Source organism: Pseudomonas sp. S2_F03 (genome assembly GCF_054668335.1).
Window position 1 is genome coordinate 1,921,372 of record NZ_CP162759.1, and the last position, 22,772, is coordinate 1,944,143.

Here is a 22,772-nt window from a genome sequence, read left to right on the forward strand (position 1 = left end):
AGGAAAAGCGGGCAAAGGTACGCATCCCGCACGGTCAGATCAAGCGTTTGTGGACTAACGTTCTGTATGTCTATAGGACAACACCCTCGGATAGATTAATCTAGGCCGGTTTTTTTGCCCGCCGCCGGAGCCTTTCCCATGCCCATCCTCGAGATCCGCCACCCGCTGATCCGTCATAAACTTGGCCTCATGCGCCGTGCAGACATCAGCACCAAGAATTTCCGTGAGCTCGCTCAGGAAGTCGGCGCCCTGCTGACCTATGAAGCCACCAAAGACCTGCCGCTGGAAACCTACGATATCGAAGGCTGGTGCGGCACTGTGTCGGTCGAGAAAATCGCCGGCAAGAAAATTACTGTAGTACCGATTCTGCGCGCCGGTATCGGCATGCTCGAAGGCGTGCTGAGCCTGATCCCGGGCGCCAAAGTCAGCGCCGTGGGCGTGGCCCGTAACGAGAAAACCCTCGAAGCCCACACCTACCTGGAAAAACTGGTCCCGGAAATCGACGAACGCCTGGCCATGATCATCGACCCGATGCTCGCCACCGGCGGCTCGATGGTCGCCACCATTGACCTGCTGAAAAAGGCCGGTTGCAAGGACATCCGCGCCATGGTGCTGGTCGCCGCGCCGGAAGGCATTGCCGCGGTCGAGAAAGCTCACCCGGACGTGATTATCTACACTGCTTCCATCGATCAGAAACTCAACGAGCACGGCTACATCATCCCGGGCCTGGGCGATGCCGGAGACAAGATCTTCGGTACCAAGCAGAAGGACGCTTGAGCATGCAGCAAGAGTTCAACGATCCGCTCTGGCGCACGGTGCTGTCGGGTGCACAGATGCTGTTCGTGGCCTTCGGCGCCCTGGTGTTGATGCCGCTGATTACCGGCCTCGACCCGAACGTGGCGCTGTTCACCGCCGGCCTGGGGACGATTCTGTTCCAGATCGTCACCGGGCGTCAGGTGCCCGTGTTCCTGGCGTCGAGCTTTGCCTTCATCACCCCGATCATCCTCGCCAAGGGCCAGTTCGGCCTCGCGGCGACCATGGGCGGGGTGATGGCGGCGGGTTTCGTCTACACCTTCCTCGGCCTTGCCGTGAAGATCAAAGGCACCGGTTTCATCGACCGCCTGCTGCCACCGGTGGTGATTGGTCCGGTGATCATTTCCATCGGCCTGGCCATGGCGCCGATTGCCGCCAACATGGCGATGGGCAAGGCCGGCGACGGCTCTGAGCTGATTCACTACCAGACGGCGATGCTGATTTCGATGCCGGCGCTGCTGACCACCCTGATCGTCGCGGTGTTTGGTAAAGGTATTTTCCGCCTGGTGCCAATCATCTCCGGTGTACTGGTCGGGTTTGCCATGGCGTTCTATTTCGGCGTGGTGGACACCGCCAAGATTGCCGCCGCACCGTGGTTCGCGATTCCGCACTTCACGGCACCCGAGTTCAACTGGCAGGCGATTCTGTTCATCGTTCCGGTCGCCCTGGCCCCGGCCATCGAGCACATCGGCGGCGTGATTGCCGTGGGTAGCGTCACCGGTCGCGATTATCTGAAGAAGCCTGGCCTGCACCGCACGTTGCTCGGCGATGGCATTGCCACCACCGCAGCGGGCTTGTTTGGCGGCCCACCCAACACCACGTACGCCGAAGTGACGGGCGCGGTGATGCTGACCAAGAACTACAACCCGAAAATCATGACCTGGGCGGCGATCTTTGCCATCAGCCTGGCGTTCATCGGCAAGTTCGGCGCGCTGCTGCAAAGCATTCCGGTGCCGGTCATGGGCGGGATTCTGTGCCTGTTGTTCGGCTCGATTGCGGCCGTGGGCATGAACACGCTGATTCGCCACAAGATCGATCTGGGCGAAGCGCGCAACCTGGTGATTGTGTCGGTGACCCTGGTGTTCGGGATTGGTGGTGTACTGGTCGGCACCGGGACCGGCCCGGACGACTTCGGCCTCAAAGGCATTGCGCTGTGCGCGGTGGTGGCGATTGCGCTGAACCTGATCCTGCCGGGTAATGACAGCTGGAAGCACAAGAAGGCGGATGATCCGCTGTTGTAAGTCGGCCTCAAGATAGCTATCGCGGGCAAGCCTTGCTCCTACAGGTTCTGTGTCGAACACTGTAGGAGCAAGGCTTGCCCGCGATGCCTTTAGAGGGCCAGCGGCGCTCGCTCACACAACGCGCTCAGCGCCCGCGCCCACTGCGGGTCATCATTGAGGCACGGTACCAGCACCAATTCCTCTCCTCCGGCTTCGCGGAACTGCTCCAGCCCGCGATCACCAATTTCTTCCAGCGTCTCGATGCAATCAGCCACGAACGCCGGGCACATCACCAGAATTTTCTTCACGCCGCTTTTGGCCAACTCATCAAGGCGCGCTTCGGTATAGGGCTCGATCCACTTGGCCCGGCCCAGACGCGACTGAAACGACACCGACCATTTGCCGTCCGGCAAGCCCATGCGCTTGGCAAATTCTGCCGCCGTACGCAGGCATTGCCCGCGATAACAGGTGGCGACCACTTCCGGCGGCGCCCCGGCGCAGCAATCACCACCCCCTTCAAAACTGTGGCCAGGGTTGAGCTTCTTCAGGTGCCGTTCCGGCAACCCGTGAAAGCTCAACAGCAAGTGATCGTAATCCTGCGCCAGATGGGGCTTGGCCGTGGCCACCAGCGCATCGAGGTATTCCGGCTGATCGTAGAACGGCTGGAGAATCGACAACTGCAGGTCGAGCCCTTTCTCGCGCACAACACGCTTGGCCTCTTCGATGACTGTCGTGGTGGTGCTGTCGGCGAACTGTGGATAAAGCGGCGCCAGCGTGATTCGCCTGTGACCGGTCGCTGCCATGCGCACCAGAGTCGACTCGATCGACGGCTCGCCGTAACGCATCGCCAATTCGACCGGACCGTGGGTCCACTGCGATGTCATGGCCTGCTGCAAACGACGGCTGAGCACCACCAGGGGCGAACCCTCTTCCCACCAGATCGACGCGTAGGCGTGGGCTGACTGCTCCGGGCGTTTGATCAAGATCAGCGACACCAGCAAGCGTCGCACTGGCCATGGCAGGTCGATCACATACGGGTCCATCAGAAATTGATTGAGGTAGCTGCGCACATCCGCCACCGAGGTGGAGGCAGGTGAACCCAGGTTAACCAGAAGCAATGCGTGATCGGTCATGCAACGTCCTATTTCAGAGGCGGCTGGACAGATCGTCCAGGGCCGCGCGCAAATCGGTGAACTGGAAAATGAAGCCCGCGTCCAGCACGCGTACCGGGAGCGCCTTCTGGCCACCCAGCAATAACAGCGACAACTCGCCAAGCGTCACTTTCAACGCCAGGGCGGGCATCGGCATGAACGAGGGGCGGCGCAGCACGCTGCCCAGCGTCTTGGCAAACTCGCGATTGCGCACCGGTTTGGGCGCGCACGCATTATAAGGACCGCTGGCGTCTTTCTGATGCAGAAGAAAATCAATCAGGGCGATTTGATCGTTGATATGAATCCACGGCATCCACTGCCGACCATTACCGATAGGCCCGCCCAGGCCCAGTTTGAACGGCAGCAACAGCCGCGACAAAAAGCCGCCCTCCGCGGACAGCACAAGGCCGGTGCGGATCAGTACCACGCGAAGTCCCAAGGCTTCAGCGCGCTGAGCGGTCTCCTCCCAAGCGATGCACAACTGGCTGGCGAAATCATCGATGACGGGGGGCGAGACCTCGGTCAGCTCACGCTCCCCGCCATCGCCATACCAGCCCACCGCCGAACCGGAAATCAACAGCGAGGGTTTTTGCTCGCGTTTTTCGAGCCAGGCCAGCAGCGTTTCCGTCAGGGTGATGCGACTACTCCAGAGCAACGCCTTGCGTTTGTGCGTCCAGGGGCGGTCGGCGATCGGAGCACCTGCCAGGTTGATAATGGCGTCCAGCGGCGCCGGGGCGAGGTCCTCCAGCCGGGCAATACCGCGCACTTGAGCGCCGCATATTTTCGCGACCTTTTCAGGCTTGCGACTCCAGACTGTCAGGCGATGTCCCTGACTCAACCAGTGCCGGCAGAGCTGACGTCCTATCAAACCAGTACCGCCGGTCAGCAATATGTGCATGACTTCTTCCTCGCGTGGCGTTTAACCCTGATCACTAGTCTATTTTTATAAGCAGGGATCTTTGGTATCGGGCAGGTTCTGTGTTTAACAATAGGCCAAGCTGTCAGATCGAGAACGCTAAAAGTTATACCAAAAAACAATATTGTACAGGTTTAAACCACGGCGTAGTCTGTACAGAGAGGTAAACGAGGCCCCTATGACTGTACCCATCGCAATCATCGGCACCGGCATCGCCGGGCTTTCAGCCGCTCAGGCCCTGACCGACGCAGGGCATGTCGTTCAACTTTTCGATAAAAGCCGCGGCAGTGGCGGACGCATGTCGAGCAAGCGCAGCGATGCGGGTGCTCTGGACATGGGCGCGCAATATTTCACTGCCCGCGACCGCCGCTTCGTGACCGAAGTCCAGCGTTGGCAAACCCAGGGCTGGGTCGCCGAATGGACGCCGCAGCTCTACACCTACCAAGGCGGCCAACTCAACCTGTCGCCGGACGAACAGACCCGCTGGGTCGGCACGCCACGCATGAGCGCCATCACCCGAGGCCTGCTCGGCGATCTGGAAGTGCAGTTTGCCTGCCGGATCACCGAGGTCTATCGAGGCGAAGAACACTGGCATTTGCAGGACGCCGAAGGCTTCACTCACGGCCCGTTCAGTCATGTGGTGATCGCCACGCCGGCCCCTCAGGCCACCGCGCTGCTGGCCGCCGCATCGAAGCTCGCCGGGGCCGCCGCCGGGGTAAAAATGGACCCGACCTGGGCCGTCGCCCTGGCCTTCGAAACGCCACTGGATACGCCCATTGAAGGCTGTTTTGTGCAGGACAGCCCACTCGACTGGCTGGCGCGCAACCGCAGTAAACCAGGACGCGACAACACCATGGACACCTGGGTGCTGCACGCAACCAGCGCCTGGAGCCGGCAACATATCGACTTGTCCAAGGAAGCGGTGATCGAGCAACTGCACGGGGCATTCGCCGAGCTGTTGCACGACTCCATGCCCGCCCCGAGCTTCAGCCTCGCCCATCGCTGGCTCTACGCTCGCCCTGCCAACAGCCACGAATGGGGCGTGTTGGCGGATGCCGACCTGGGCCTGTACGTGTGTGGCGACTGGTGCCTGTCCGGTCGTGTCGAAGGTGCCTGGCTCAGCGGCCAGGAAGCGGCTCGCCGCCTGCTGGAACACTTGCAGTGAACCGCATCACCCTGCGTCAATTGCTGCTGTCGACATGGACAGCAGCCCTTCCTCGCTATCACGCTTAAAAACTTATACAGAAAAATTGACTTGTACATCTTTGGATCTATGATGAAGAAATGTTGTACAGAGACGTCCCTCCGTACAGTTTCGGATTCGAGGTGCTTCGATGCACGACCAGCCAGCGACTCGACCGAAAATCGCCATTAGCGCCTGCTTGATGGGGGCCGAGGTTCGCTACAACGGAGGGCACAAGCAATCGAGCTTGTGCAGCCACACCCTCACGGACTATTTCGATTTCATCGCCGTGTGCCCGGAAGTCGCTATCGGCCTGGGTATTCCTCGCGAACCGATCCGCCTGGTGGGTGACCCTGAAGACCCCCAAGCGGTCGGCACCGTTAACCCACAACTCAATGTCACCCGGCCACTGATTGAATTCGGTGAGCAAATGGCCGCCGAACTGAACGATATCTGCGGCTACATCTTCATGCACAAATCTCCCTCCTGCGGCCTGGAACGCGTAAAGGTCTATCACGCCAACGGTGCGTCGCTGCAAGGAAGTGGTCGCGGCCTCTATGCCCAGGCTTTCTGTGCACGGCACCCAGACTTGCCGGTAGAGGAAGACGGGCGCCTCAACGACCCGGTATTGCGCGAAAACTTCCTCACCCGCGTGTTTGCCTACAGCAACTGGCAGCAATTGCTGCAAAAAGGCCTGACCCGCCACGGCCTCATCGAATTTCACTCACGCTATAAATACTTGCTGATGGCCCATCACCCGGTGCAATACAAGACCTTGGGCAATTTGCTCGGCAACATGGGCCTGACCAGCGTCGAGGAGCTCGGCCCGCGCTACTTCAGCGAACTGATGGGCGCCTTGAAAAAATGCGCCACACGCCGCACCCACACCAACGTCCTGCAACACATCAGCGGCTACCTCAAGCGAGTCATCAGCCCCGAGGACAAACAGGAAATGCAACAAGTCATCGGCCAATACCGACACGGCATCGTGCCGCTGGTCGTGCCCCTGACCCTGCTCAAGCACCATTTCCGCCAGCATCCGGTTCCCTACATTGCACAGCAGATTTACCTGCAACCGCATCCGGAAAACCTCAGCCTGCGAAACGCAATTTGATGAAAACCCCACTCGATACCAGCGCCAGCGAAGACCTGGGCGATAACTTCAACAAAGCCCTGGACGAAGGCTGGCTGCCGATCCGTGAAGTCGCGCGCCAGACCGGCGTCAACGCCGTGACCCTGCGCGCCTGGGAACGGCGTTATGGCCTGATCGTTCCGCAACGCACACCCAAGGGCCATCGGCTGTTCAGTGCCGAACACGTCCAGCGCATCCTGATGATCCTCACCTGGCTCAACCGTGGCGTGGCTGTCAGCCAGGTCAAGCAACTGCTGGACACGCCGCAAGCGTTTACCGAAACCGTCGAAAATGATTGGCAAGTACTGCGCCGCACACTGCTGCAAGCCGTGTTGCAGTTGAACGAACGCGCCCTCGATGAAACCGTCAATCAAGCCATGGCGCTGTATCCACCGCGAACCTTGTGCGAACACTTGTTGATCCCGTTACTGGCCGAACTGGAACAGCGTTGGCAGGGACAGTTTGGCGCGCAGATGGAGCGGGTGTTTTTTTATTCCTGGTTGCGCAGCAAGTTCGGCGCACGCATCTACCATAACAACCGTCAGCTACGCACCGCGCCGCTGCTGTTGATCAATCAATCGGATTTGCCACTGGAACCTCACCTATGGCTCACCGCCTGGCTGATCAGCAGCGCCGATTGTCCGGTAGAGGTGTTCGACTGGCCCCTGCCCGCCGGTGAACTCGCGATGGCGGTCGACCACCTGCAAGCCCGCGGCGTACTGCTGTATTCCAGCAAAGCCATAAATCTTTCGCAGCTGCCGAAACTATTGAACGGTATCAGATGCCCAAAAATGATTGTCGGACCTACGGTATGCATTCACCACGCCGAGCTGTCCGCAAGAACCACGGAAATCGCTGATTTGTCCCTCGCTGAAGGCCCGTTATCGGCGCATCAGTACCTGGTTCAGCGTGGACTCCTTTAATGAAGCGTGCGGACACCAACATGCATTTGATCTGGTTGCGCAACGATTTGCGCGTACACGACAACACCGCCCTCTCGGCCGCCGCAGCCAGCGGCCCGACGGTGGCGGTGTATCTGTTGAGCCCGCAGCAGTGGCTGGAACACGACGATGCACCGTGCAAAGTGGATTTCTGGCTGCGCAACCTGAGCGAACTGAGTCGCGCGCTGGGCGAGCTGAACATTCCCTTGCTGATCCGCCAGGCATCGCACTGGGATGACGCACCAACGGTGCTGCTCGACCTGTGCCAGCAGTTGAAGGTCGACGCCCTGCACGTCAACGAGGACTACGGCGTCAATGAAAGCCGTCGTGATGCAGCAGTGGCCGAAACGCTGAACGCCAAGGGCATTCAGTTCCACCGTTACCTCGATCAACTGCTATTCAAGCCAGGCTCCGTGTTGACCAAGAGCGGCACCTACTTCCAGGTCTTCAGCCAGTTCCGCAAGGTGTGCTACGACCGGCTGCGGGTTTCATTACCGGGGCTGGTCGCAACACCCGCCCCCCAGTTGCCGCTGACGGTAAGCAGCGACTTGATCCCGGCAACCATCGAGGGGTTCGAAACGCCAAGCGACGGCCTGCGCCAATACTGGCCCGCCGGTGAAGCCCAAGCCCGGCGTCGACTCGATGCCTTCGCCGACGCCCGGATCGACGACTACAAAAACGAGCGGGATTTCCCGGCCAAACCCGGAACCAGCCAGCTCTCGGCCTATCTCGCCGCCGGGATTATTTCCCCCGCCAATGCCTGCACGCCGCCCTGCAAGCCAATCAAGGCGAATTCGAAAGCGGCAAGATCGGTGCCGTCACCTGGATCAACGAGCTGCTATGGCGCGAGTTCTACAAACATGTTTTGGTGGGTTACCCACGGGTCTCGCGCCATCGCGCCTTTCGACCGGAAACCGAAGCCCTCGCCTGGCGCAACGCCCCACAAGAACTGCTGGCCTGGCAAGAAGCCCGCACCGGTGTGCCGATCATCGATGCGGCCATGCGCCAATTGCTGGAGACCGGCTGGATGCACAACCGGCTGCGCATGGTCGTGGCGATGTTCCTGACCAAGAATTTGCTGATCGACTGGCGTGAAGGCGAGCGCTTTTTCATGCGGCATTTGATCGACGGTGATCTGGCGGCAAACAACGGTGGCTGGCAGTGGAGCTCGTCCACCGGCACAGATTCGGCGCCCTACTTCCGGATTTTCAATCCATTGAGCCAGTCACAGAAATTCGACGCTGACGGTGCGTTCATCAAGCACTGGCTGCCAGAACTGGCCGGACTCAACCAAAAAGATGTGCATAACCCGGCCAACCTGGGTGGCCTGTTCGGTGTGGCGGATTATCCGTCGCCCATCGTCAACCTGAGTACCTCCCGCCAACGAGCGCTGGCCGCGTTCAAGAACCTGCCCGCGCGACTCGATGCCGGAGGTTGCCATGAGTGATGGACTGAGGCGTTTTGCCGCACCGTTTGCCAAGGCGAACAAAGATAGTCTGCTGTACTTACCCGTATTGGGACCGGCGATTGCCTGGCCGAAAAGGAAAATGGGATGAGTTTTACACCTCCACGGCGATACTGGTTAACCGGCGCCAGCAGCGGTATTGGCGCCTCGCTGGCCGAACAAATACTGAAAACCGGCGCTCATCTGGCCGTCAGTTCACGCTCGGTGCCAGCACTGAAAGTCTTGTCCCTGCGCTATCCCGGACAGGTGATGGTGGTGCCCGGTGACCTGACCAACAGTCAGCGGGTGCGCGAAATCGGCGAGCAAATCGTCCAGGACTGGGGTTCGCTGGACACCGTGATTCTCAACGCAGGCACCTGCGAGTACGTCGACATTCAGCAATTCGACTCTTCGATTGTCGAACATGTGGTGCGCACCAATTTGCTCGCCTGTGCCTACTGCATCCAGGTCGCGATACCTCTGTTGCGCAAAGGCACCGCGCCGCACCTGGTGGGCATCGCGAGCCCGGCGACGTACTTGCCGCTGCCACGTGCCGAGGCCTATGGTGCATCAAAAGCCGGACTGCGTTACCAGTTCGAATCGCTGCGCATGGACCTGGCGCCGGACGGTATCGAAGTCACGGTGGTCAGCCCTGGGTTTGTCGCTCCCCCGCAGCCCGCAAATAATGACGCCCCGAAATCGTTCAGTTGGCCGGTAAGTAAAGCCGCCCGGCACATCTTCGCCAAACTCAAGAACCGGCCAGCGGAGATCGTTTTTCCGGGTCTGTTCATGGCGGCGCTTTGGCCCCTGTCGACATCGCCGAGCGAGGTGAAACTGGCCATCGGCAAACGCATGGTGCGCAGCCCTGCGCCGATCCAGGATCGACCATGAACATCGCCGTCATCGACGACGGTTTCCCCACTTCATAGCCCGAGGATGGGTAGACACACAACCAAGCGTCCGTCAGGGCTTTCACACAGCAGCGCCCCACTGCCTTACACTGCGTGCCATGAAAACCATTCCCCATACGCAAATCGCCGAGCCGGTCGTTACGTGCTCGACCTGTGCGGCTTGCTGCTGTCAGCTCGAAGTGATGTTGATCACCGACACGGGCGTACCCGAACGCTTTATCGATACCGATGATTGGGGTGGGGAAGTCATGCTGCGCCTGGACGACGGCTGGTGCGCCGCGCTGGATCGCAACAGCATGATGTGCACCATCTACGAAAAGCGCCCGCTGATCTGCCGGGAATTCGAGATGGGCGCACCGGAGTGCATCGACGAACGCCAAGGGATTACTACGGCGTATCGCTAGATCTGACGCCATCGCGGGCAAGCCACGTCCCCACATTTGGGAGCATGGCTTGCCCGCGATGCTGTTGACGTTACAACGGCAAGGTGTAGTGCAGCGAGTAGCTTTCTACGCCATCGTTGTGACTGCTCAAACCGGCATTGGAATAGTGCGTCGCGCGAACCCCGACTTCATGTCCGCCGGTAAAGCGCAGGCCAAACCCGAGACGGTCTTCAAACTGGAAGGCCGAGCCAAGATTGTTGTCTTCAACTCTTATATGAGAGAACACCGCTACACCGATCCCCGCCTCGACGTAGGGTTTAACGGACTGACCGGCAAACTCGTAAACAAATACGGGCGAGAACGACAGGCTGTTGTTGCTGGAGAGCTTGTCACCTTCCCAATAGGTATAGGCACCACTCCAGTAACCGGTCACACGACCGACGTCACTTTGTAACCAGCTCTGGTCCCAATCGAATTGCATGCCCAGTCGATAAGTCATGGTTGAATCGCTGGTCTGACCGACCCCGAACTCCACACCTGCTGCCTGTGCAGTAAAACTTTGCCCCATTAAAGCGGCCGCAATCGCGGCCAAACAGAATAGTCGCTTCACTAGAAACATCCTTTTCCGAACAATTTCGTATGGTTTTTTTGTTGCTCAACGCTATAGAAGTCGACGTTTGATCAGAAGTTCATCCCAATGGCTCGCTCGCCCCGCTATGTGGTTACCCGTCGAAGCTTCTCACAACACCGGGCGTATTCCACAGTATCGGCAAGATATTTCTGAAATGAACCGGATCGGCACTCGTCCAGAACTCAGCAGCACGAACGGGCCCCTCGGCGAGCAAGTCACGCTCGGCCAACAGCCGCTGAAGTTGCCGTGCGACAGCAGCCCCCGTGTCGATCAGGCTGATGTCATCCGGGATCATCTGTTTGAGCAAAGGCTTCAGAAACGGATAATGCGTACACCCCAGAATCAAGGTGTCGCACCCGGCGCCGAGCAGCGGTTCGACATACCTGGCCAGTAGCTGACGCAGGGCTGAACTGTGCAGATCGCCATTCTCAATCAGTTCGACCAGCCCGGGACAGGGCTGAGTGATGACGCGCACATCGGTGGCGAAACGGTCGAGCAATGCGGCGAACTTGGCACTCTGCAAAGTGCCGGTGGTGGCGAGCACGCCGACCACACCGCTGCGGGTCGCGGCAGCGGCAGGTTTGACGGCCGGTTCCATGCCGACAATTGGCCATTGCGGGTAATCGCGTCGCAAGTCCGCAACACCCGCAACGGTCGCGGTATTGCACGCCAGCACCAGGGCTTTGGCACCCTGCTGCTGGAAAAAATCGGCCATAACGCTGCAACGCTGGCGGATGAACTCTGGCGTTTTCTCACCGTAGGGTACATTCCCGCAGTCGGCCACGTACAGCAGTGACTCGTTGGGCAGCAAACGCTGGATTTCGGCCAGCACCGAGAGCCCACCGACGCCGGAGTCGAACACGCCGATCGGCGCTTCACGCATGTGTGGAACCGCAGACACTGCACCCCGGATCACGCTTGACGCGCAATTCGCGAAAGCGTGAGCCTAGCGCATCAATCAACAGCAGGCGTCCCACCAGCGGCTCGCCGAAACCGACCAGCAGTTTCAGCGCTTCCAGTGCCTGAAGGCTGCCCACCAACCCTACCAGCGGCCCGACGACGCCGGCCTCGCTGCACGTCAGCTCGGCTTCACTGCCATGCCCGTATAAACAGTGGTAGCACGGACTCTCCGGGCGGCGCGGATCGAACACCGACAATTGCCCTTCAAGGCGAATCGCCGCGCCACTGACCAGCGGTTTAGCGGCGTTGACGCAAGCGGCGTTGACCGCTTCGCGGGTGGAGAAATTGTCGGAACAATCGAGCACCAGATCCACCGCAGCCACGGCGGCGGCCAGGGAGTCTTCGTCCAGGGCGGTGCGATGGGCGATCAGTTTGATCTCGGGATTGATCGCGCTCAGGCGTTTGATCGCCGAATCGACCTTGCTCAGGCCGACGCTGTCGGTGTCGTGAACAATCTGGCGTTGCAGATTGGTCAAGTCGACCGTATCGAAGTCAGCGAGGTGCAGCTCACCCACGCCAGCGGCGGCGAGGTAAAGCGCAACCGGCGAGCCCAGACCGCCGAGGCCGACGATCAACACGCGGCTTTCTTTCAAGCGCAACTGGCCGTCGATGTCGACGTGTTGCAGCAGAATCTGCCGACTGTAGCGCAACAATTCCTGATCATTCAGCACGGCAGGCGCCCCAGGCTGATTCGTTCGTGTCCACCCAAATCCGTACGGCTGTGGACGTCTTCAAAGCCACGGCTCAGCAGCAAATCGCGTACGGCATTGGCTTGATCGTAGCCGTGTTCGAGCATCAGCCAGCCACCCGCGTCCAGATAATCCGGCGCCTGGGCGACGATCAAACGCAGATCGTCGAGCCCGTCGACACCCGCCACCAGAGCACTGGCCGGCTCAAAGCGCACATCACCTTCGACCAGATGCGGATCGGAGCTAGGGATGTAAGGCGGGTTGCTGATGATCAGTTGAAAACGCTGACCGTCCAGGGCGCTGAACCAATGGCTGCTCAGCACCGTGGCGTTGTTGAGGTGCAGACGCTGGCGATTGCGCTCGGCCAGGGCCACCGCTTCAAGCACGCGATCCACTGCCGTCACTTTCCAGGCCGGACGCTCGCTGGCCAGGGCCAGGGCAATGGCGCCGCAGCCGGTACCGAGGTCGAGGACCTTGGCCGGAGTGGCCGGCAACAGCTCAAGCGCGGCCTCCACCAGCAATTCAGTGTCCGGACGCGGGATCAGCGTGTGCGGCGCCACTTCCAGATCCAGCTTCCAGAACCCTTGCTGCCCCAGAATGTAAGCCACCGGCTCACCGCCACGGCGACGTTGCAAGTAACTGGCAAACGTCAGCGCCGCTTCACTGGGAACGATGCGTTCTGGCCAGGTGTGCAAAAAACTGCGGGGTTTGCCCAGGGCGGCAGCCAGCAGCAATTCGGCATCCAGGCGCGCGGTGGGCGAGTCGGGCAAATCTGCGGCGCGTAACAAACTGGCAATGATCGTCATTTACTCACCTATCGCCGCCAATTGATCGGCCTGGTACTCGGCCAGCAATGGCTCGATGACCGCCTCGACCCCGCCAGCGAGGATTTCGTCGAGCGAATACAGCGTCAGGTTGACCCGGTGGTCGGTGACCCGGCCCTGGGCAAAGTTGTACGTGCGAATCCGCTCCGAACGATCACCGGAACCCACCAGCAATTTACGTTCACTGGCGATGGCATTGGCGGCGGCGCTGGTCTGCTGATCGTTCAGCTTGGCCGACAGCCAGGACATCGCCCGGGCGCGGTTTTTGTGCTGGGAACGTTCTTCCTGGCATTCCACGACAATTCCGGACGGCAAGTGCGTGATGCGGATCGCCGAGTCGGTCTTGTTGACGTGCTGACCACCGGCCCCGGAAGAGCGGTAGGTATCGACCCGCAGGTCCGCGGGGTTGATCTCGATCGCTTCCTGTTCGTCCGGCTCGGGCAACACCGCCACGGTGCAGGCCGAGGTGTGGATGCGTCCTTGGGATTCAGTGGCCGGAACCCGCTGCACGCGGTGTGCGCCGGATTCGAACTTGAGCTTGCCGTAGACGTTGTCACCTTCGACCCGGGCGATGACTTCTTTATAGCCGCCATGCTCGCCGATGTTCTCGGAGAGGATTTCCACCCGCCAGCCGCGACGCTCGGCATACCGCGAATACATGCGGAACAGGTCGCCGGAGAAAATCGCCGCCTCGTCGCCACCGGTGCCGGCACGGATTTCGAGGAACACGTTGCGCCCGTCGTTCGGGTCCTTGGGCAGCAGCATGCGTTGCAGGCTGGCTTCGAGCTCGATCAATTGCTCCTTGGCTTCGCGGACTTCCTCCACGGCCATTTCGCGCATGTCCGGGTCGCTGTCCTTGAGCAGTGCCTGGGCGCCTTCGAGGTCGCCTTGCACTTTGAGCAACTGTTGATAGGCGCCGACAATTGGCTCGACTTCCGCGTATTCCTTGGAATAGGTGCGGAATTTGTTCTGATCGGAAATGACTTCGCCATCACCAAGCAAGGCGGTCAATTCCTCGAAACGGTCCTGGAGGATGTCCAGCTTATTGAGCAGTGACGCTTTCATTGCGGTTTTTTATCCGAAAAGCTATCCGATGAGCCCTCACCGAGGGCAAAGAGTTCCTGGGCCATGGCCAGCGCATCGAGGCGGCCTTCGGCAGAGAGCTTTTTCAATTGCACGCTGGGCGCGTGCAAGAGTTTATTGGTCAGGCCGCGCGCCAGTTGCACCAGCACGTCTTCGGCGCTGCTGCCATTGGCCAGCAGGCGCTGGGCCTTCAGTAATTCCTCGTCGCGCATGCGCTCGCTTTGCTGACGATAGGCCTTGAGAACATCCACCGCCGCCAGTTCGCGCAGGCGGACCATGAAATCTTCGGCGCCGACCGAGACCATCTCTTCGGCCGCCTGGGCTGCGCCCTGACGACTCTTGAGGTTCTCGGCGACCACTTCGTGGAGATCGTCGACGCTGTACAGGTAAACGTCGTCCAGCTCGCCGACTTCCGGCTCGATATCGCGCGGGACGGCGATGTCCACCATGAAGATCGGTTTGTGCTTGCGCAGCTTCAGCGCGCTTTCCACCGCGCCTTTGCCGAGGATCGGCAACTGGCTGGCGGTGGAACTGATCACGATGTCGCTGCGCACCAGTTCTGCCGGAATGTCCGAAAGCAGCACGGCGTGGGCGCCGAACTGCTCGGCCAGAATACTCGCGCGCTCCAGGGTTCGGTTGGCGACCACGATGCGCTTCACACCCAGCTCGTGCAGATGACGGGCCACCAGGGTGATGGTCTCGCCAGCGCCGATCAGCAATGCCTGGCTGCGTTGCAAGTCACTGAAAATCTGTTTCGCCAGGCTGACCGCGGCAAACGCCACGGACACCGGGTTCTCGCCGATGGCGGTGTCAGTGCGCACTTGTTTGGCCGCGTTGAACGTGGCCTGAAACAACCGGCCAAGCAACGGGCCAATGGTCCCGGCCTCGCGGGCGACGGCATAGGCCGATTTCATCTGACCGAGAATCTGCGGTTCGCCCAACACCAGCGAATCGAGCCCGGAGGCGACCCGCATCATGTGACGAACTGCCGCATCATCTTCATGCACATAAGCGCTCGCGCGCAGCTCGTCGAGGCTCAAATGGTGATAGTCGGCCAGCCAGCGCAACACAACGTCGGCCGAAAGGTGATCCTGTTCTATATAAAGTTCACTGCGATTGCAGGTGGAGAGGATCGCAGCTTCGCGGCTGTCGGTGAGGCGGCAGAGCTGCTGCAAGGCCTCCACCAGCTGCTCAGGGGTAAAGGCCACGCGCTCGCGGACGTCTACAGAAGCAGTCTTGTGGTTGATACCGAGTGCAAGGAAGGCCATTCAAGGTCGCTGATGGTGACGTGAAGCCGGCAATTGTCCTACTTCGTCACAGCCAGAACAACTACCGCTGACTATTGTCCCCATGTCCCGTCTCTATAAAGACATCGATTGAGACTCGGTTATGTTTGGCCGAAGGCTTGTGTCATGATGATCCGACCGCAGGTTAGTCGTCCTCTTCCTATATGAATAGATCTTCCGCGTTGCTCCTCGCTTTTGTCTTCCTGAGCGGCTGCCAAGCCTTGGCCCCCGTGTCGCCGGACGGTACGTCGCCGGTCGAAGACAGCACTCCGGCCCCTGAAAAGCCCAAGGCTTACAGCTCATTCAGTGAAGAAACCATCTTCAGCCTGCTGAGCGCCGAACTGGCTGGCCAGCGCAATCGTTTCGACATTGCGCTGGATAACTACGTGACCCAGGCCATCAACACACAGGATCCGGGCATCTCCGAGCGAGCATTCCGCATTGCCGAGTACCTGGGCGCCGATCAGGCTGCCCTGGACACCGCGCTGATCTGGGCAAAAAACGCCCCGCAAGACCTCGAAGCGCAACGTGCGGCTGCCGTGCAACTGGCCCGTGCCGGTCGTTACGACGACTCCATGGTTTATATGGAGAAAGTCCTGCAAGGCAAAGGCGACACGCATTTTGACTTTCTGGCCCTGTCCGCGGCCGATACCGACCAGGACACGCGCAACGGTTTGATGAACAGCTTCGACCGTTTGCTGCAACGCCACCCGAACAACAGTCAGTTGATTTTCGGCAAGGCCCTGTTGATGCAACAGGACGGCGACGCCAAGGGTGCATTGGCCCTGCTGGAAAACAATCCGCCCGATGACGGTGAAATTGCTCCGATCCTGCTGCGCGCGCGCCTGCTGCAGGTGCTCAACCGCGGCGACGAAGCCTTGCCACTGCTGCAAAAAAGCATCAAGAAATACCCAGACGACAAGCGCCTGCGCCTGACCTACGCACGCATGCTGGTTGAGCAAGACCGCATAGAAGACGCCAAAGCCGAGTTTTCGAGCCTGGTGCAACAGTACCCAGAGGATGACGAGCTGCGTTATTCCCTGGCACTGGTCTGCCTGGAGGCAAAATCCTGGGACGAGGCCAAGAGCCTGCTTGAAGACTTGATCGCCCGCGAAAGCCACGTCGACTCCGCCCACCTGAACCTGGGCCGTATCGCAGAGGAGCGCAACGATCCCCAAGGCGCGTTGATCGAGTACGGCAAAGTCGGGCCTGGTAACGACTACTTGCCAGCCCAATTGCGCCAGACCGACATTCTGATCAATAACGGCAGGACCGCTGAAGCCCAACGCCGTCTGGCTGCAGAGCGCGACGAGCAACCTGACTACGCGATTCAGCTGTACCTGATCGAAGCCGAAACCTTGTCAGCCAACAATCAGAGCGACAAAGCCTTCGGTGTCCTGCAAAAAGCCTTGCAGCAATATCCGGACGATCTGAACCTTCTGTATACCCGCGCCATGCAGGCGGAAAAACGCAATGACCTGGCGCAGATGGAAAAAGACCTGCGCCTGATCATCAAGCGCGACCCGGACAATGCCATGGCACTGAATGCGCTCGGCTACACCCTGTCCGACCGCACCACGCGGTATACCGAGGCCAAGGCCTTGATCGAACAGGCTCACCAGATCAATCCGGAAGACCCGGCGGTGCTCGACAGCCTCGGCTGGGTAAACTTCCGCCTGGGTAATCTCGATGTAGCCGAGCGCTATCTGCGCCAGGCACTGGAGCGTTTCCCCGATCAGGAAGTGGCCGCCCACCTGGGTGAAGTGCTGTGGGCCAATGGCAAACAGCGCGAAGCCAAACAAGTCTGGGGCAAATTCCTCAAGGAACAACCTGACAGCCCTACCCTGCGCGGCACCATCAAGCGCCTGACCGGATCAGAGACTCTTTAAGATTATGCTTTTGCGCCATTTCATTGTTTTCAGTTTTATTGCCCTGCTCGCCGGTTGCGCGGGCTTCGGCGCTCGCGAATCCGTCGAAGGTCACGGCAACCCGGCCCAATGGCGTGAACATAAACAGCAACTGTCGGCCCTCGACGGCTGGCAGATCAACGGCAAGATCGGCATCCGCGCACCCAAAGACTCGGGCAGCGGCACCCTGTTCTGGCTGCAGCGTCAGGATTACTACGACATCCGCCTTTCCGGCCCGCTGGGTCGCGGCGCCGCACGCCTGACCGGCCGACCTGGCAAGGTGTCGCTGGAAGTGGCGAACCAGGGTCGCTATGACGCACCGAATCCGGAAGTGCTGCTCGAAGAACAACTGGGCTGGAAACTACCGGTGTCCAACCTGGCCTGGTGGGTCCGCGGACTCCCGGCCCCCGACAGCAAAAGCAAACTGACGCTGGATGCCGACAGTCGCCTGGCCAGTCTCGAACAGGATGGCTGGCAGGTTGAATACACCACTTACACACAACAAAACGGTTTCTGGCTGCCCGAGAAGATAAAACTTCACGGCACTGACCTTGATGTCACGCTGGTGATCAAGGAATGGCAACCACGCAAGCTGGGGCAATGAACATGACCGTGCCTCGCCTGACACTGCCCTCCCCGGCCAAACTCAATCTGATGCTGCACATCCTCGGTCGCCGTGATGACGGCTATCACGAGTTGCAGACGATTTTTCAGTTCCTCGACTACGGCGATGAAATTACTTTTGCCGTTCGCGACGACGGTGTGATCCGGTTGCATACCGAGTTCGAGGGTGTTCCCCACGACAGCAATTTGATCGTCAAGGCCGCGAAGCAACTGCAGGAGCAATCCGGTTGCGCACTCGGCATTGATATCTGGATCGAAAAAGTCCTGCCCATGGGCGGTGGAATTGGTGGCGGCAGCTCCAATGCCGCGACGACATTGCTGGGCCTCAACCATCTTTGGCAATTGGGTTGGGACGAGGATCGACTGGCGGCACTGGGCCTGAGACTGGGGGCTGACGTCCCGGTTTTCGTGCGTGGCCATGCGGCTTTTGCCGAGGGCGTCGGGGAGAAACTGACCCCTGTAGACCCCGAAGAACCGTGGTATGTCGTGCTGATACCGCAAGTATCTGTAAGTACAGCAGAAATTTTTTCAGATCCGCTGTTGACACGTAACTCTCCTCCCATTAAAGTGCGCCCCGTTCCCAAGGGAAACAGTCGTAATGACTGCTTGCCGGTAGTAGCAAGGCGTTATCCAGAGGTACGTAACGCATTGAATTTGTTAGGTAAATTTACCGAAGCAAAACTCACTGGCACTGGAAGTTGTGTGTTTGGGGGCTTCCCAAGCAAAGCTGAAGCTGATAAAGTCTCGGCCCTTCTTACAGAGACCCTTACAGGGTTTGTAGCAAAAGGAAGCAACGTTTCGATGTTGCATCGCAAGCTGCAAAGTCTGCTCTAAAGGAACCGATTACTGGGTAATCGTTGCAACAGATACAGGGGCGTCGCCAAGCGGTAAGGCAGCAGGTTTTGATCCTGCCATGCGTTGGTTCGAATCCAGCCGCCCCTGCCATTTTCCTATACTCATCCAGGTTACCCTCAGCCTTCAGGTACTGCGCGTGTCCAAGATGATGGTCTTTACGGGGAACGCTAACCCCGATCTGGCTCGGCGTGTTGTACGTCAGCTGCATATCCCTCTCGGTGACATCTCTGTCGGTAAGTTTTCCGACGGCGAAATTACAGCCGAGATCAATGAAAACGTCCGCGGTAAAGATGTCTTCATTATTCAGCCGACTTGCGCTCCGACCAACGATAACCTGATGGAACTGGTAGTGATGGCTGATGCCTTCCGCCGCTCCTCGGCTACTCGTATCACTGCTGTTATTCCTTACTTTGGTTATGCCCGTCAGGATCGCCGTCCGCGTTCCGCACGTGTGGCTATCAGCGCGAAAGTTGTTGCTGACATGCTTACCGTAGTCGGCATCGACCGTGTTCTCACGGTTGATCTGCATGCTGACCAAATCCAGGGTTTCTTCGATATTCCGGTAGATAACATCTACGGCTCCCCTGTATTGGTGGATGACATTGAAGATCAGCGCTTCGAAAACCTGATGATCGTGTCCCCGGACATTGGTGGCGTCGTGCGTGCACGTGCTGTTGCCAAATCCCTGGGCGTGGATCTCGGGATCATCGACAAACGCCGTGAGAAAGCCAATCACTCTGAAGTGATGCATATCATCGGTGATGTCGAAGGGCGTACCTGTATTCTGGTCGATGACATGGTCGATACCGCCGGCACTTTGTGCCACGCGGCCAAGGCCTTGAAAGAGCATGGCGCTGCCAAGGTTTTCGCCTACTGCACACACCCTGTGCTGTCCGGTCGGGCGATCGAAAACATTGAAAATTCCATGCTGGACGAACTGGTGGTGACTAACACCATCCCGCTGTCCGCTGCTGCACAAGCCTGCTCGCGTATCCGTCAACTGGATATCGCGCCGGTAGTTGCCGAGGCGGTCCGCCGCATCAGCAATGAAGAATCGATCAGCGCGATGTTCCGTTAAGGGCCCTGCCCTTTTCAATCATCGCGTTGACGAAAAGCGCCCCGCCCCGGCATTCCTGTCGGGGCGGGGCTTTTTTGCCCATATCGCCTTTAGCGCTGGTCGCAAACGCTGGGGCGAATGTGGTTATTTTGGAGATACAACATGAACGATTTTACTCTGAATGCTGAAGTGCGTTCCGACCTGGGGAAAGGTGCGAGCCGCCGCCTGCGTCGTCTCGCAAGCCTGGTACCAGCTGTAGTTTACGGTGGCGAAAAAGCCCCTGAATCCATCAGCATGCTGGCTAAAGAAGTTGCCAAACTGCTCGAAAACGAAGCGGCTTACAGCCACATCATCGAGCTGAACGTTGGCGGCACCAAGCAAAACGTAATCATCAAGGCTCTGCAGCGTCACCCGGCCAAAGGCCACGTGATGCACGCTGACTTCGTACGTGTAGTTGCCGGCCAAAAGCTGACCGCTATCGTTCCTGTGCACTTCATCAACGAAGCTGCTCCAGTGAAGAAAGGCGGCGAGATTTCGCACGTTGTTGCTGAAATCGAAGTGTCCTGCCTGCCAAAAGACCTGCCTGAATTCATCGAAGTTGACCTGGCTAACGCCGAAGTCGGCTCGATCATTCACCTGTCCGACATCAGTGCTCCTAAAGGCGTTGAATTTGTTGCTCTGGCTCACGGTAACGACCTGGCTGTTGCCAACGTTCACGCTCCACGTGTTGCTCCAGAAGCTGCAGAAGGCGCTGCAGAGTAATTCACTCTGTACGCCGGAGTGACCGGAAACATCGCGGACTGGAACGTAGCGAGAAAGCGGGCGGGAACGCGGAGTTTACATAATGGTAAATGAGCAATTTTCGTCCACTTTCGCCGCACACACCGATTGCAGCGATGTTATCCACCACTCCAAGGAAGGGCCCCTATCGTGACCGCCATTAAACTGATCGTTGGCCTGGGAAATCCAGGTGCTGAATACGAACAGACCCGGCATAACGCAGGGGCCCTTTTTGTTGAGCGCATCGCGAACGCACAAGGTGTAAACCTTGTCGCCGATCGCAAATATTTTGGCCTGACCGGACGCTATTCGCATCAGGGTCAGGATGTTCGTCTGCTGATTCCCACCACCTACATGAACCGTAGCGGCCAGGCTGTAGCAGCCCTGGCAGGTTTCTTCCGCATCAAGCCTGAAGAAATCCTCGTGGCGCATGACGAACTCGACCTGCCTCCGGGCGTTGCCAAGCTCAAGCAGGGCGGCGGCCATGGCGGTCACAACGGGTTGCGCGACATCATTGCGCAACTGGGCAATCAGAACACCTTTCATCGCTTGCGGCTTGGCATTGGCCACCCGGGCGTTGCCAGTATGGTTTCAAATTTCGTCCTGGGTCGTGCGCCACGCGCCGAACAGGAAAAACTCGATGCCAGCATCGACTTTGCCCTCGGCGTGCTGCCGGATATCCTCGCCGGTGAATGGAACCGCGCGATGAAAAACCTGCACAGCCAGAAGGCCTGACTCTACTCCGAGGGGAAACACCATGGGATTCAATTGCGGCATCGTCGGCCTGCCTAACGTCGGCAAGTCCACCCTGTTCAACGCCCTGACCAAATCCGGGATCGCGGCCGAGAACTTCCCCTTCTGCACCATCGAGCCGAACACCGGTATCGTGCCGATGCCGGATCCACGTCTCGACGCCCTGGCAGCCATCGTCAATCCAAAGCGCATCCTGCCGACCACCATGGAATTCGTCGACATCGCGGGCCTGGTTGCCGGCGCTTCGAAAGGTGAAGGCCTGGGCAACAAGTTCCTCGCCAACATCCGTGAAACCGATGCCATCGCCCACGTGGTCCGCTGCTTCGAAGACGAGAACGTGATTCACGTCTCCAACAGCGTCGACCCGAAACGCGACATCGAGATCATCGACCTGGAACTGATCTTCGCCGACCTCGACAGCTGCGAAAAGCAACTGCAGAAAGTCGCCCGTAACGCCAAGGGTGGCGACAAGGACGCCGTGGTCCAGAAAGGCCTGCTGGAGCAACTGATCGCTCACTTCACCCTCGGCAAGCCTGCGCGCACGCTGATGAAGAACATGGGCGCCGACGACAAGGCAGTGATTCGTGGCTTCCACCTGCTGACCACCAAGCCGGTCATGTACATCGCCAACGTCGCGGAAGACGGTTTCGAGAACAACCCGCTGCTGGACATCGTCAAGGCCATCGCCGAAGAAGAAGGCGCCATGGTGGTTCCGGTCTGCAACAAGATCGAGGCGGAAATCGCCGAGCTGGAAGACGGCGAAGAGAAAGACATGTTCCTCGAAGCCCTGGGCCTCGAAGAGCCTGGCCTGAATCGCGTGATCCGCGCTGGCTACGAGATGCTGCACCTGCAGACCTACTTCACCGCCGGTGTCGAAGAAGTCCGCGCCTGGACCGTCCGCGTCGGTGCCACCGCACCACAAGCCGCTGGCGTGATCCACACCGACTTCGAAAAAGGCTTCATCCGCGCCGAAGTCATCGCGTATGACGACTTCATCCAGTACAAGGGCGAAGCCGGCACCAAAGAAGCCGGTAAATGGCGTCTGGAAGGCAAGGACTACATCGTCAAAGACGGCGACGTGATGCACTTCCGCTTCAACGTGTAACGGTGACCGTGGATTAACACGGAACCCGATAGACTGAAAATCCCCGTAATCACTTGCTGATACGGGGATTTTTGCGTCTTGGGATCGCCATTCTCCTCGACTACAAGCAAACTTTGCGGGCCTG

Annotated in this window: 22 protein-coding genes, 1 tRNA gene and 1 pseudogene; 16 read left to right on the forward strand and 8 right to left on the reverse strand. The window is 59.2% G+C overall.

What is annotated here, in order from left to right:
* Positions 1-138 precede the first annotated feature (138 nt).
* Both upp and AB4N76_RS09090 read left to right on the forward strand, forming a co-directional pair.
* Positions 139-777: a uracil phosphoribosyltransferase gene (gene upp / locus AB4N76_RS09085; RefSeq protein ID WP_077431271.1), complete on the forward strand. Its 639-nt coding sequence runs from the start codon at positions 139-141 to the stop codon at positions 775-777.
* A 2-nt stretch (positions 778-779) separates the two neighbouring features.
* On the forward strand, positions 780-2,054 hold the full coding sequence (locus AB4N76_RS09090; protein WP_109787829.1) for a uracil-xanthine permease family protein: 1,275 nt from the start codon (positions 780-782) through the stop codon (positions 2,052-2,054).
* An 89-nt stretch (positions 2,055-2,143) separates the two neighbouring features.
* Here AB4N76_RS09090 and hemH read toward each other — a convergent pair whose 3' ends face one another.
* Positions 2,144-3,166 carry a ferrochelatase gene (hemH, locus tag AB4N76_RS09095; protein WP_460164394.1) on the reverse strand — a complete coding sequence of 341 codons (1,023 nt, stop codon included), beginning with the start codon at positions 3,164-3,166 and terminating at the stop codon, positions 2,144-2,146.
* Positions 3,167-3,179: 13 nt separating this feature from the next.
* A complete protein-coding gene (locus AB4N76_RS09100) occupies positions 3,180-4,082 on the reverse strand; it encodes a TIGR01777 family oxidoreductase (protein ID WP_460164395.1) in 903 nt (300 codons plus the stop codon).
* Positions 4,083-4,278: 196 nt separating this feature from the next.
* On the opposite strand from AB4N76_RS09100, the gene AB4N76_RS09105 reads away from it, so the two are divergent.
* The 6 genes and pseudogenes from AB4N76_RS09105 (at position 4,279) to AB4N76_RS09130 (ending at position 10,115) form a co-directional block, all read left to right on the forward strand.
* Entirely contained in the window at positions 4,279-5,265 is a 987-nt protein-coding gene (locus AB4N76_RS09105; RefSeq protein ID WP_046030179.1) for an NAD(P)/FAD-dependent oxidoreductase, read from the forward strand.
* Between the two features lie 169 nt (positions 5,266-5,434).
* Positions 5,435-6,397, forward strand: a complete 963-nt coding sequence (locus AB4N76_RS09110; RefSeq protein ID WP_077431269.1) for a YbgA family protein — start codon at positions 5,435-5,437, stop codon at positions 6,395-6,397.
* Positions 6,397-7,338 (forward strand): MerR family transcriptional regulator, encoded by a 942-nt coding sequence (locus tag AB4N76_RS09115; protein WP_460164396.1) that lies wholly within the window; start codon positions 6,397-6,399, stop codon positions 7,336-7,338. Before AB4N76_RS09110 ends, AB4N76_RS09115 begins: the two co-directional genes overlap by 1 nt.
* 20 nt (positions 7,339-7,358) lie before the next feature.
* Positions 7,359-8,803, forward strand: a pseudogene (gene phrB, locus AB4N76_RS09120) (deoxyribodipyrimidine photo-lyase).
* 105 nt (positions 8,804-8,908) lie between these two features.
* Positions 8,909-9,691 carry an SDR family NAD(P)-dependent oxidoreductase gene (locus AB4N76_RS09125; RefSeq protein WP_046030163.1) on the forward strand — a complete coding sequence of 261 codons (783 nt, stop codon included), beginning with the start codon at positions 8,909-8,911 and terminating at the stop codon, positions 9,689-9,691.
* Between the two features lie 118 nt (positions 9,692-9,809).
* Complete coding sequence (locus AB4N76_RS09130) at positions 9,810-10,115, forward strand: YkgJ family cysteine cluster protein (RefSeq protein ID WP_046030160.1); 306 nt, start codon at positions 9,810-9,812, stop codon at positions 10,113-10,115.
* Between the two features lie 70 nt (positions 10,116-10,185).
* On the opposite strand, the gene AB4N76_RS09135 is transcribed toward AB4N76_RS09130, so the two are convergent.
* The 6 genes from AB4N76_RS09135 to hemA form a co-directional block, all read right to left on the reverse strand.
* Positions 10,186-10,704, reverse strand: coding sequence for an acyloxyacyl hydrolase (locus AB4N76_RS09135; RefSeq protein ID WP_046030158.1), 519 nt, complete (start codon positions 10,702-10,704; stop codon positions 10,186-10,188).
* A gap of 112 nt (positions 10,705-10,816) precedes the next feature.
* Positions 10,817-11,608: a glutamate racemase gene (murI, locus tag AB4N76_RS09140; protein ID WP_046030156.1), complete on the reverse strand. Its 792-nt coding sequence runs from the start codon at positions 11,606-11,608 to the stop codon at positions 10,817-10,819.
* Positions 11,601-12,356, reverse strand: coding sequence for a molybdopterin-synthase adenylyltransferase MoeB (locus AB4N76_RS09145; protein WP_046030153.1), 756 nt, complete (start codon positions 12,354-12,356; stop codon positions 11,601-11,603). Before AB4N76_RS09145 ends, murI begins: the two co-directional genes overlap by 8 nt.
* The gene (gene prmC / locus AB4N76_RS09150) at positions 12,350-13,180 is read right to left on the reverse strand and encodes a peptide chain release factor N(5)-glutamine methyltransferase (protein ID WP_460164397.1); all 831 of its coding nucleotides are present in this window, start codon (positions 13,178-13,180) and stop codon (positions 12,350-12,352) included. The genes AB4N76_RS09145 and prmC overlap by 7 nt, the downstream gene beginning before the upstream one ends.
* Positions 13,181-14,263: a peptide chain release factor 1 gene (gene prfA, locus AB4N76_RS09155; RefSeq protein WP_046030148.1), complete on the reverse strand. Its 1,083-nt coding sequence runs from the start codon at positions 14,261-14,263 to the stop codon at positions 13,181-13,183.
* Positions 14,260-15,549 carry a glutamyl-tRNA reductase gene (gene hemA / locus AB4N76_RS09160; protein WP_046030145.1) on the reverse strand — a complete coding sequence of 430 codons (1,290 nt, stop codon included), beginning with the start codon at positions 15,547-15,549 and terminating at the stop codon, positions 14,260-14,262. The genes prfA and hemA overlap by 4 nt, the downstream gene beginning before the upstream one ends.
* Before the next feature lie 182 nt (positions 15,550-15,731).
* Here hemA and AB4N76_RS09165 point away from each other — a divergent pair, with 182 nt between their 5' ends.
* From AB4N76_RS09165 to ychF, 8 genes are all read left to right on the forward strand, one after another.
* Positions 15,732-17,456 carry a tetratricopeptide repeat protein gene (locus AB4N76_RS09165; RefSeq protein ID WP_460164398.1) on the forward strand — a complete coding sequence of 575 codons (1,725 nt, stop codon included), beginning with the start codon at positions 15,732-15,734 and terminating at the stop codon, positions 17,454-17,456.
* Between the two features lie 4 nt (positions 17,457-17,460).
* A complete protein-coding gene (gene lolB, locus AB4N76_RS09170) occupies positions 17,461-18,078 on the forward strand; it encodes a lipoprotein insertase outer membrane protein LolB (RefSeq protein ID WP_460164399.1) in 618 nt (205 codons plus the stop codon).
* Between the two features lie 2 nt (positions 18,079-18,080).
* Positions 18,081-18,932, forward strand: a complete 852-nt coding sequence (gene ispE, locus AB4N76_RS09175; protein ID WP_077432189.1) for a 4-(cytidine 5'-diphospho)-2-C-methyl-D-erythritol kinase — start codon at positions 18,081-18,083, stop codon at positions 18,930-18,932.
* Between the two features lie 36 nt (positions 18,933-18,968).
* A tRNA-Gln gene (locus AB4N76_RS09180) sits at positions 18,969-19,043 on the forward strand.
* Positions 19,044-19,089: 46 nt separating this feature from the next.
* Positions 19,090-20,031: a ribose-phosphate pyrophosphokinase gene (locus tag AB4N76_RS09185; protein ID WP_003208392.1), complete on the forward strand. Its 942-nt coding sequence runs from the start codon at positions 19,090-19,092 to the stop codon at positions 20,029-20,031.
* 141 nt (positions 20,032-20,172) lie between these two features.
* Positions 20,173-20,772 (forward strand): 50S ribosomal protein L25/general stress protein Ctc, encoded by a 600-nt coding sequence (locus AB4N76_RS09190; protein ID WP_018929567.1) that lies wholly within the window; start codon positions 20,173-20,175, stop codon positions 20,770-20,772.
* A gap of 168 nt (positions 20,773-20,940) precedes the next feature.
* Positions 20,941-21,525 carry an aminoacyl-tRNA hydrolase gene (gene pth / locus AB4N76_RS09195; protein WP_046030136.1) on the forward strand — a complete coding sequence of 195 codons (585 nt, stop codon included), beginning with the start codon at positions 20,941-20,943 and terminating at the stop codon, positions 21,523-21,525.
* A 22-nt stretch (positions 21,526-21,547) separates the two neighbouring features.
* The gene (gene ychF, locus AB4N76_RS09200) at positions 21,548-22,648 is read left to right on the forward strand and encodes a redox-regulated ATPase YchF (RefSeq protein ID WP_007942650.1); all 1,101 of its coding nucleotides are present in this window, start codon (positions 21,548-21,550) and stop codon (positions 22,646-22,648) included.
* Positions 22,649-22,772: the final 124 nt, after the last annotated feature.

What these genes read in the sequence shown, in the direction of transcription:
- upp (WP_077431271.1), top strand. Translation starts at nt 139, where the DNA reads ATGCCCATCCTCGAGATCCGCCACCCGCTGATCCGTCATAAACTTGGC.
- AB4N76_RS09090 (WP_109787829.1), top strand. Translation starts at nt 780, where the DNA reads ATGCAGCAAGAGTTCAACGATCCGCTCTGGCGCACGGTGCTGTCGGGT.
- hemH (WP_460164394.1), bottom strand. Translation starts at nt 3,166, where the DNA reads ATGACCGATCACGCATTGCTTCTGGTTAACCTGGGTTCACCTGCCTCC.
- AB4N76_RS09100 (WP_460164395.1), bottom strand. Translation starts at nt 4,082, where the DNA reads ATGCACATATTGCTGACCGGCGGTACTGGTTTGATAGGACGTCAGCTC.
- AB4N76_RS09105 (WP_046030179.1), top strand. Translation starts at nt 4,279, where the DNA reads ATGACTGTACCCATCGCAATCATCGGCACCGGCATCGCCGGGCTTTCA.
- AB4N76_RS09110 (WP_077431269.1), top strand. Translation starts at nt 5,435, where the DNA reads ATGCACGACCAGCCAGCGACTCGACCGAAAATCGCCATTAGCGCCTGC.
- AB4N76_RS09115 (WP_460164396.1), top strand. Translation starts at nt 6,397, where the DNA reads ATGAAAACCCCACTCGATACCAGCGCCAGCGAAGACCTGGGCGATAAC.
- AB4N76_RS09125 (WP_046030163.1), top strand. Translation starts at nt 8,909, where the DNA reads ATGAGTTTTACACCTCCACGGCGATACTGGTTAACCGGCGCCAGCAGC.
- AB4N76_RS09130 (WP_046030160.1), top strand. Translation starts at nt 9,810, where the DNA reads ATGAAAACCATTCCCCATACGCAAATCGCCGAGCCGGTCGTTACGTGC.
- murI (WP_046030156.1), bottom strand. Translation starts at nt 11,608, where the DNA reads ATGCGTGAAGCGCCGATCGGCGTGTTCGACTCCGGCGTCGGTGGGCTC.
- prmC (WP_460164397.1), bottom strand. Translation starts at nt 13,180, where the DNA reads ATGACGATCATTGCCAGTTTGTTACGCGCCGCAGATTTGCCCGACTCG.
- prfA (WP_046030148.1), bottom strand. Translation starts at nt 14,263, where the DNA reads ATGAAAGCGTCACTGCTCAATAAGCTGGACATCCTCCAGGACCGTTTC.
- hemA (WP_046030145.1), bottom strand. Translation starts at nt 15,549, where the DNA reads ATGGCCTTCCTTGCACTCGGTATCAACCACAAGACTGCTTCTGTAGAC.
- AB4N76_RS09165 (WP_460164398.1), top strand. Translation starts at nt 15,732, where the DNA reads ATGAATAGATCTTCCGCGTTGCTCCTCGCTTTTGTCTTCCTGAGCGGC.
- lolB (WP_460164399.1), top strand. Translation starts at nt 17,461, where the DNA reads ATGCTTTTGCGCCATTTCATTGTTTTCAGTTTTATTGCCCTGCTCGCC.
- ispE (WP_077432189.1), top strand. Translation starts at nt 18,081, where the DNA reads ATGACCGTGCCTCGCCTGACACTGCCCTCCCCGGCCAAACTCAATCTG.
- AB4N76_RS09190 (WP_018929567.1), top strand. Translation starts at nt 20,173, where the DNA reads ATGAACGATTTTACTCTGAATGCTGAAGTGCGTTCCGACCTGGGGAAA.
- ychF (WP_007942650.1), top strand. Translation starts at nt 21,548, where the DNA reads ATGGGATTCAATTGCGGCATCGTCGGCCTGCCTAACGTCGGCAAGTCC.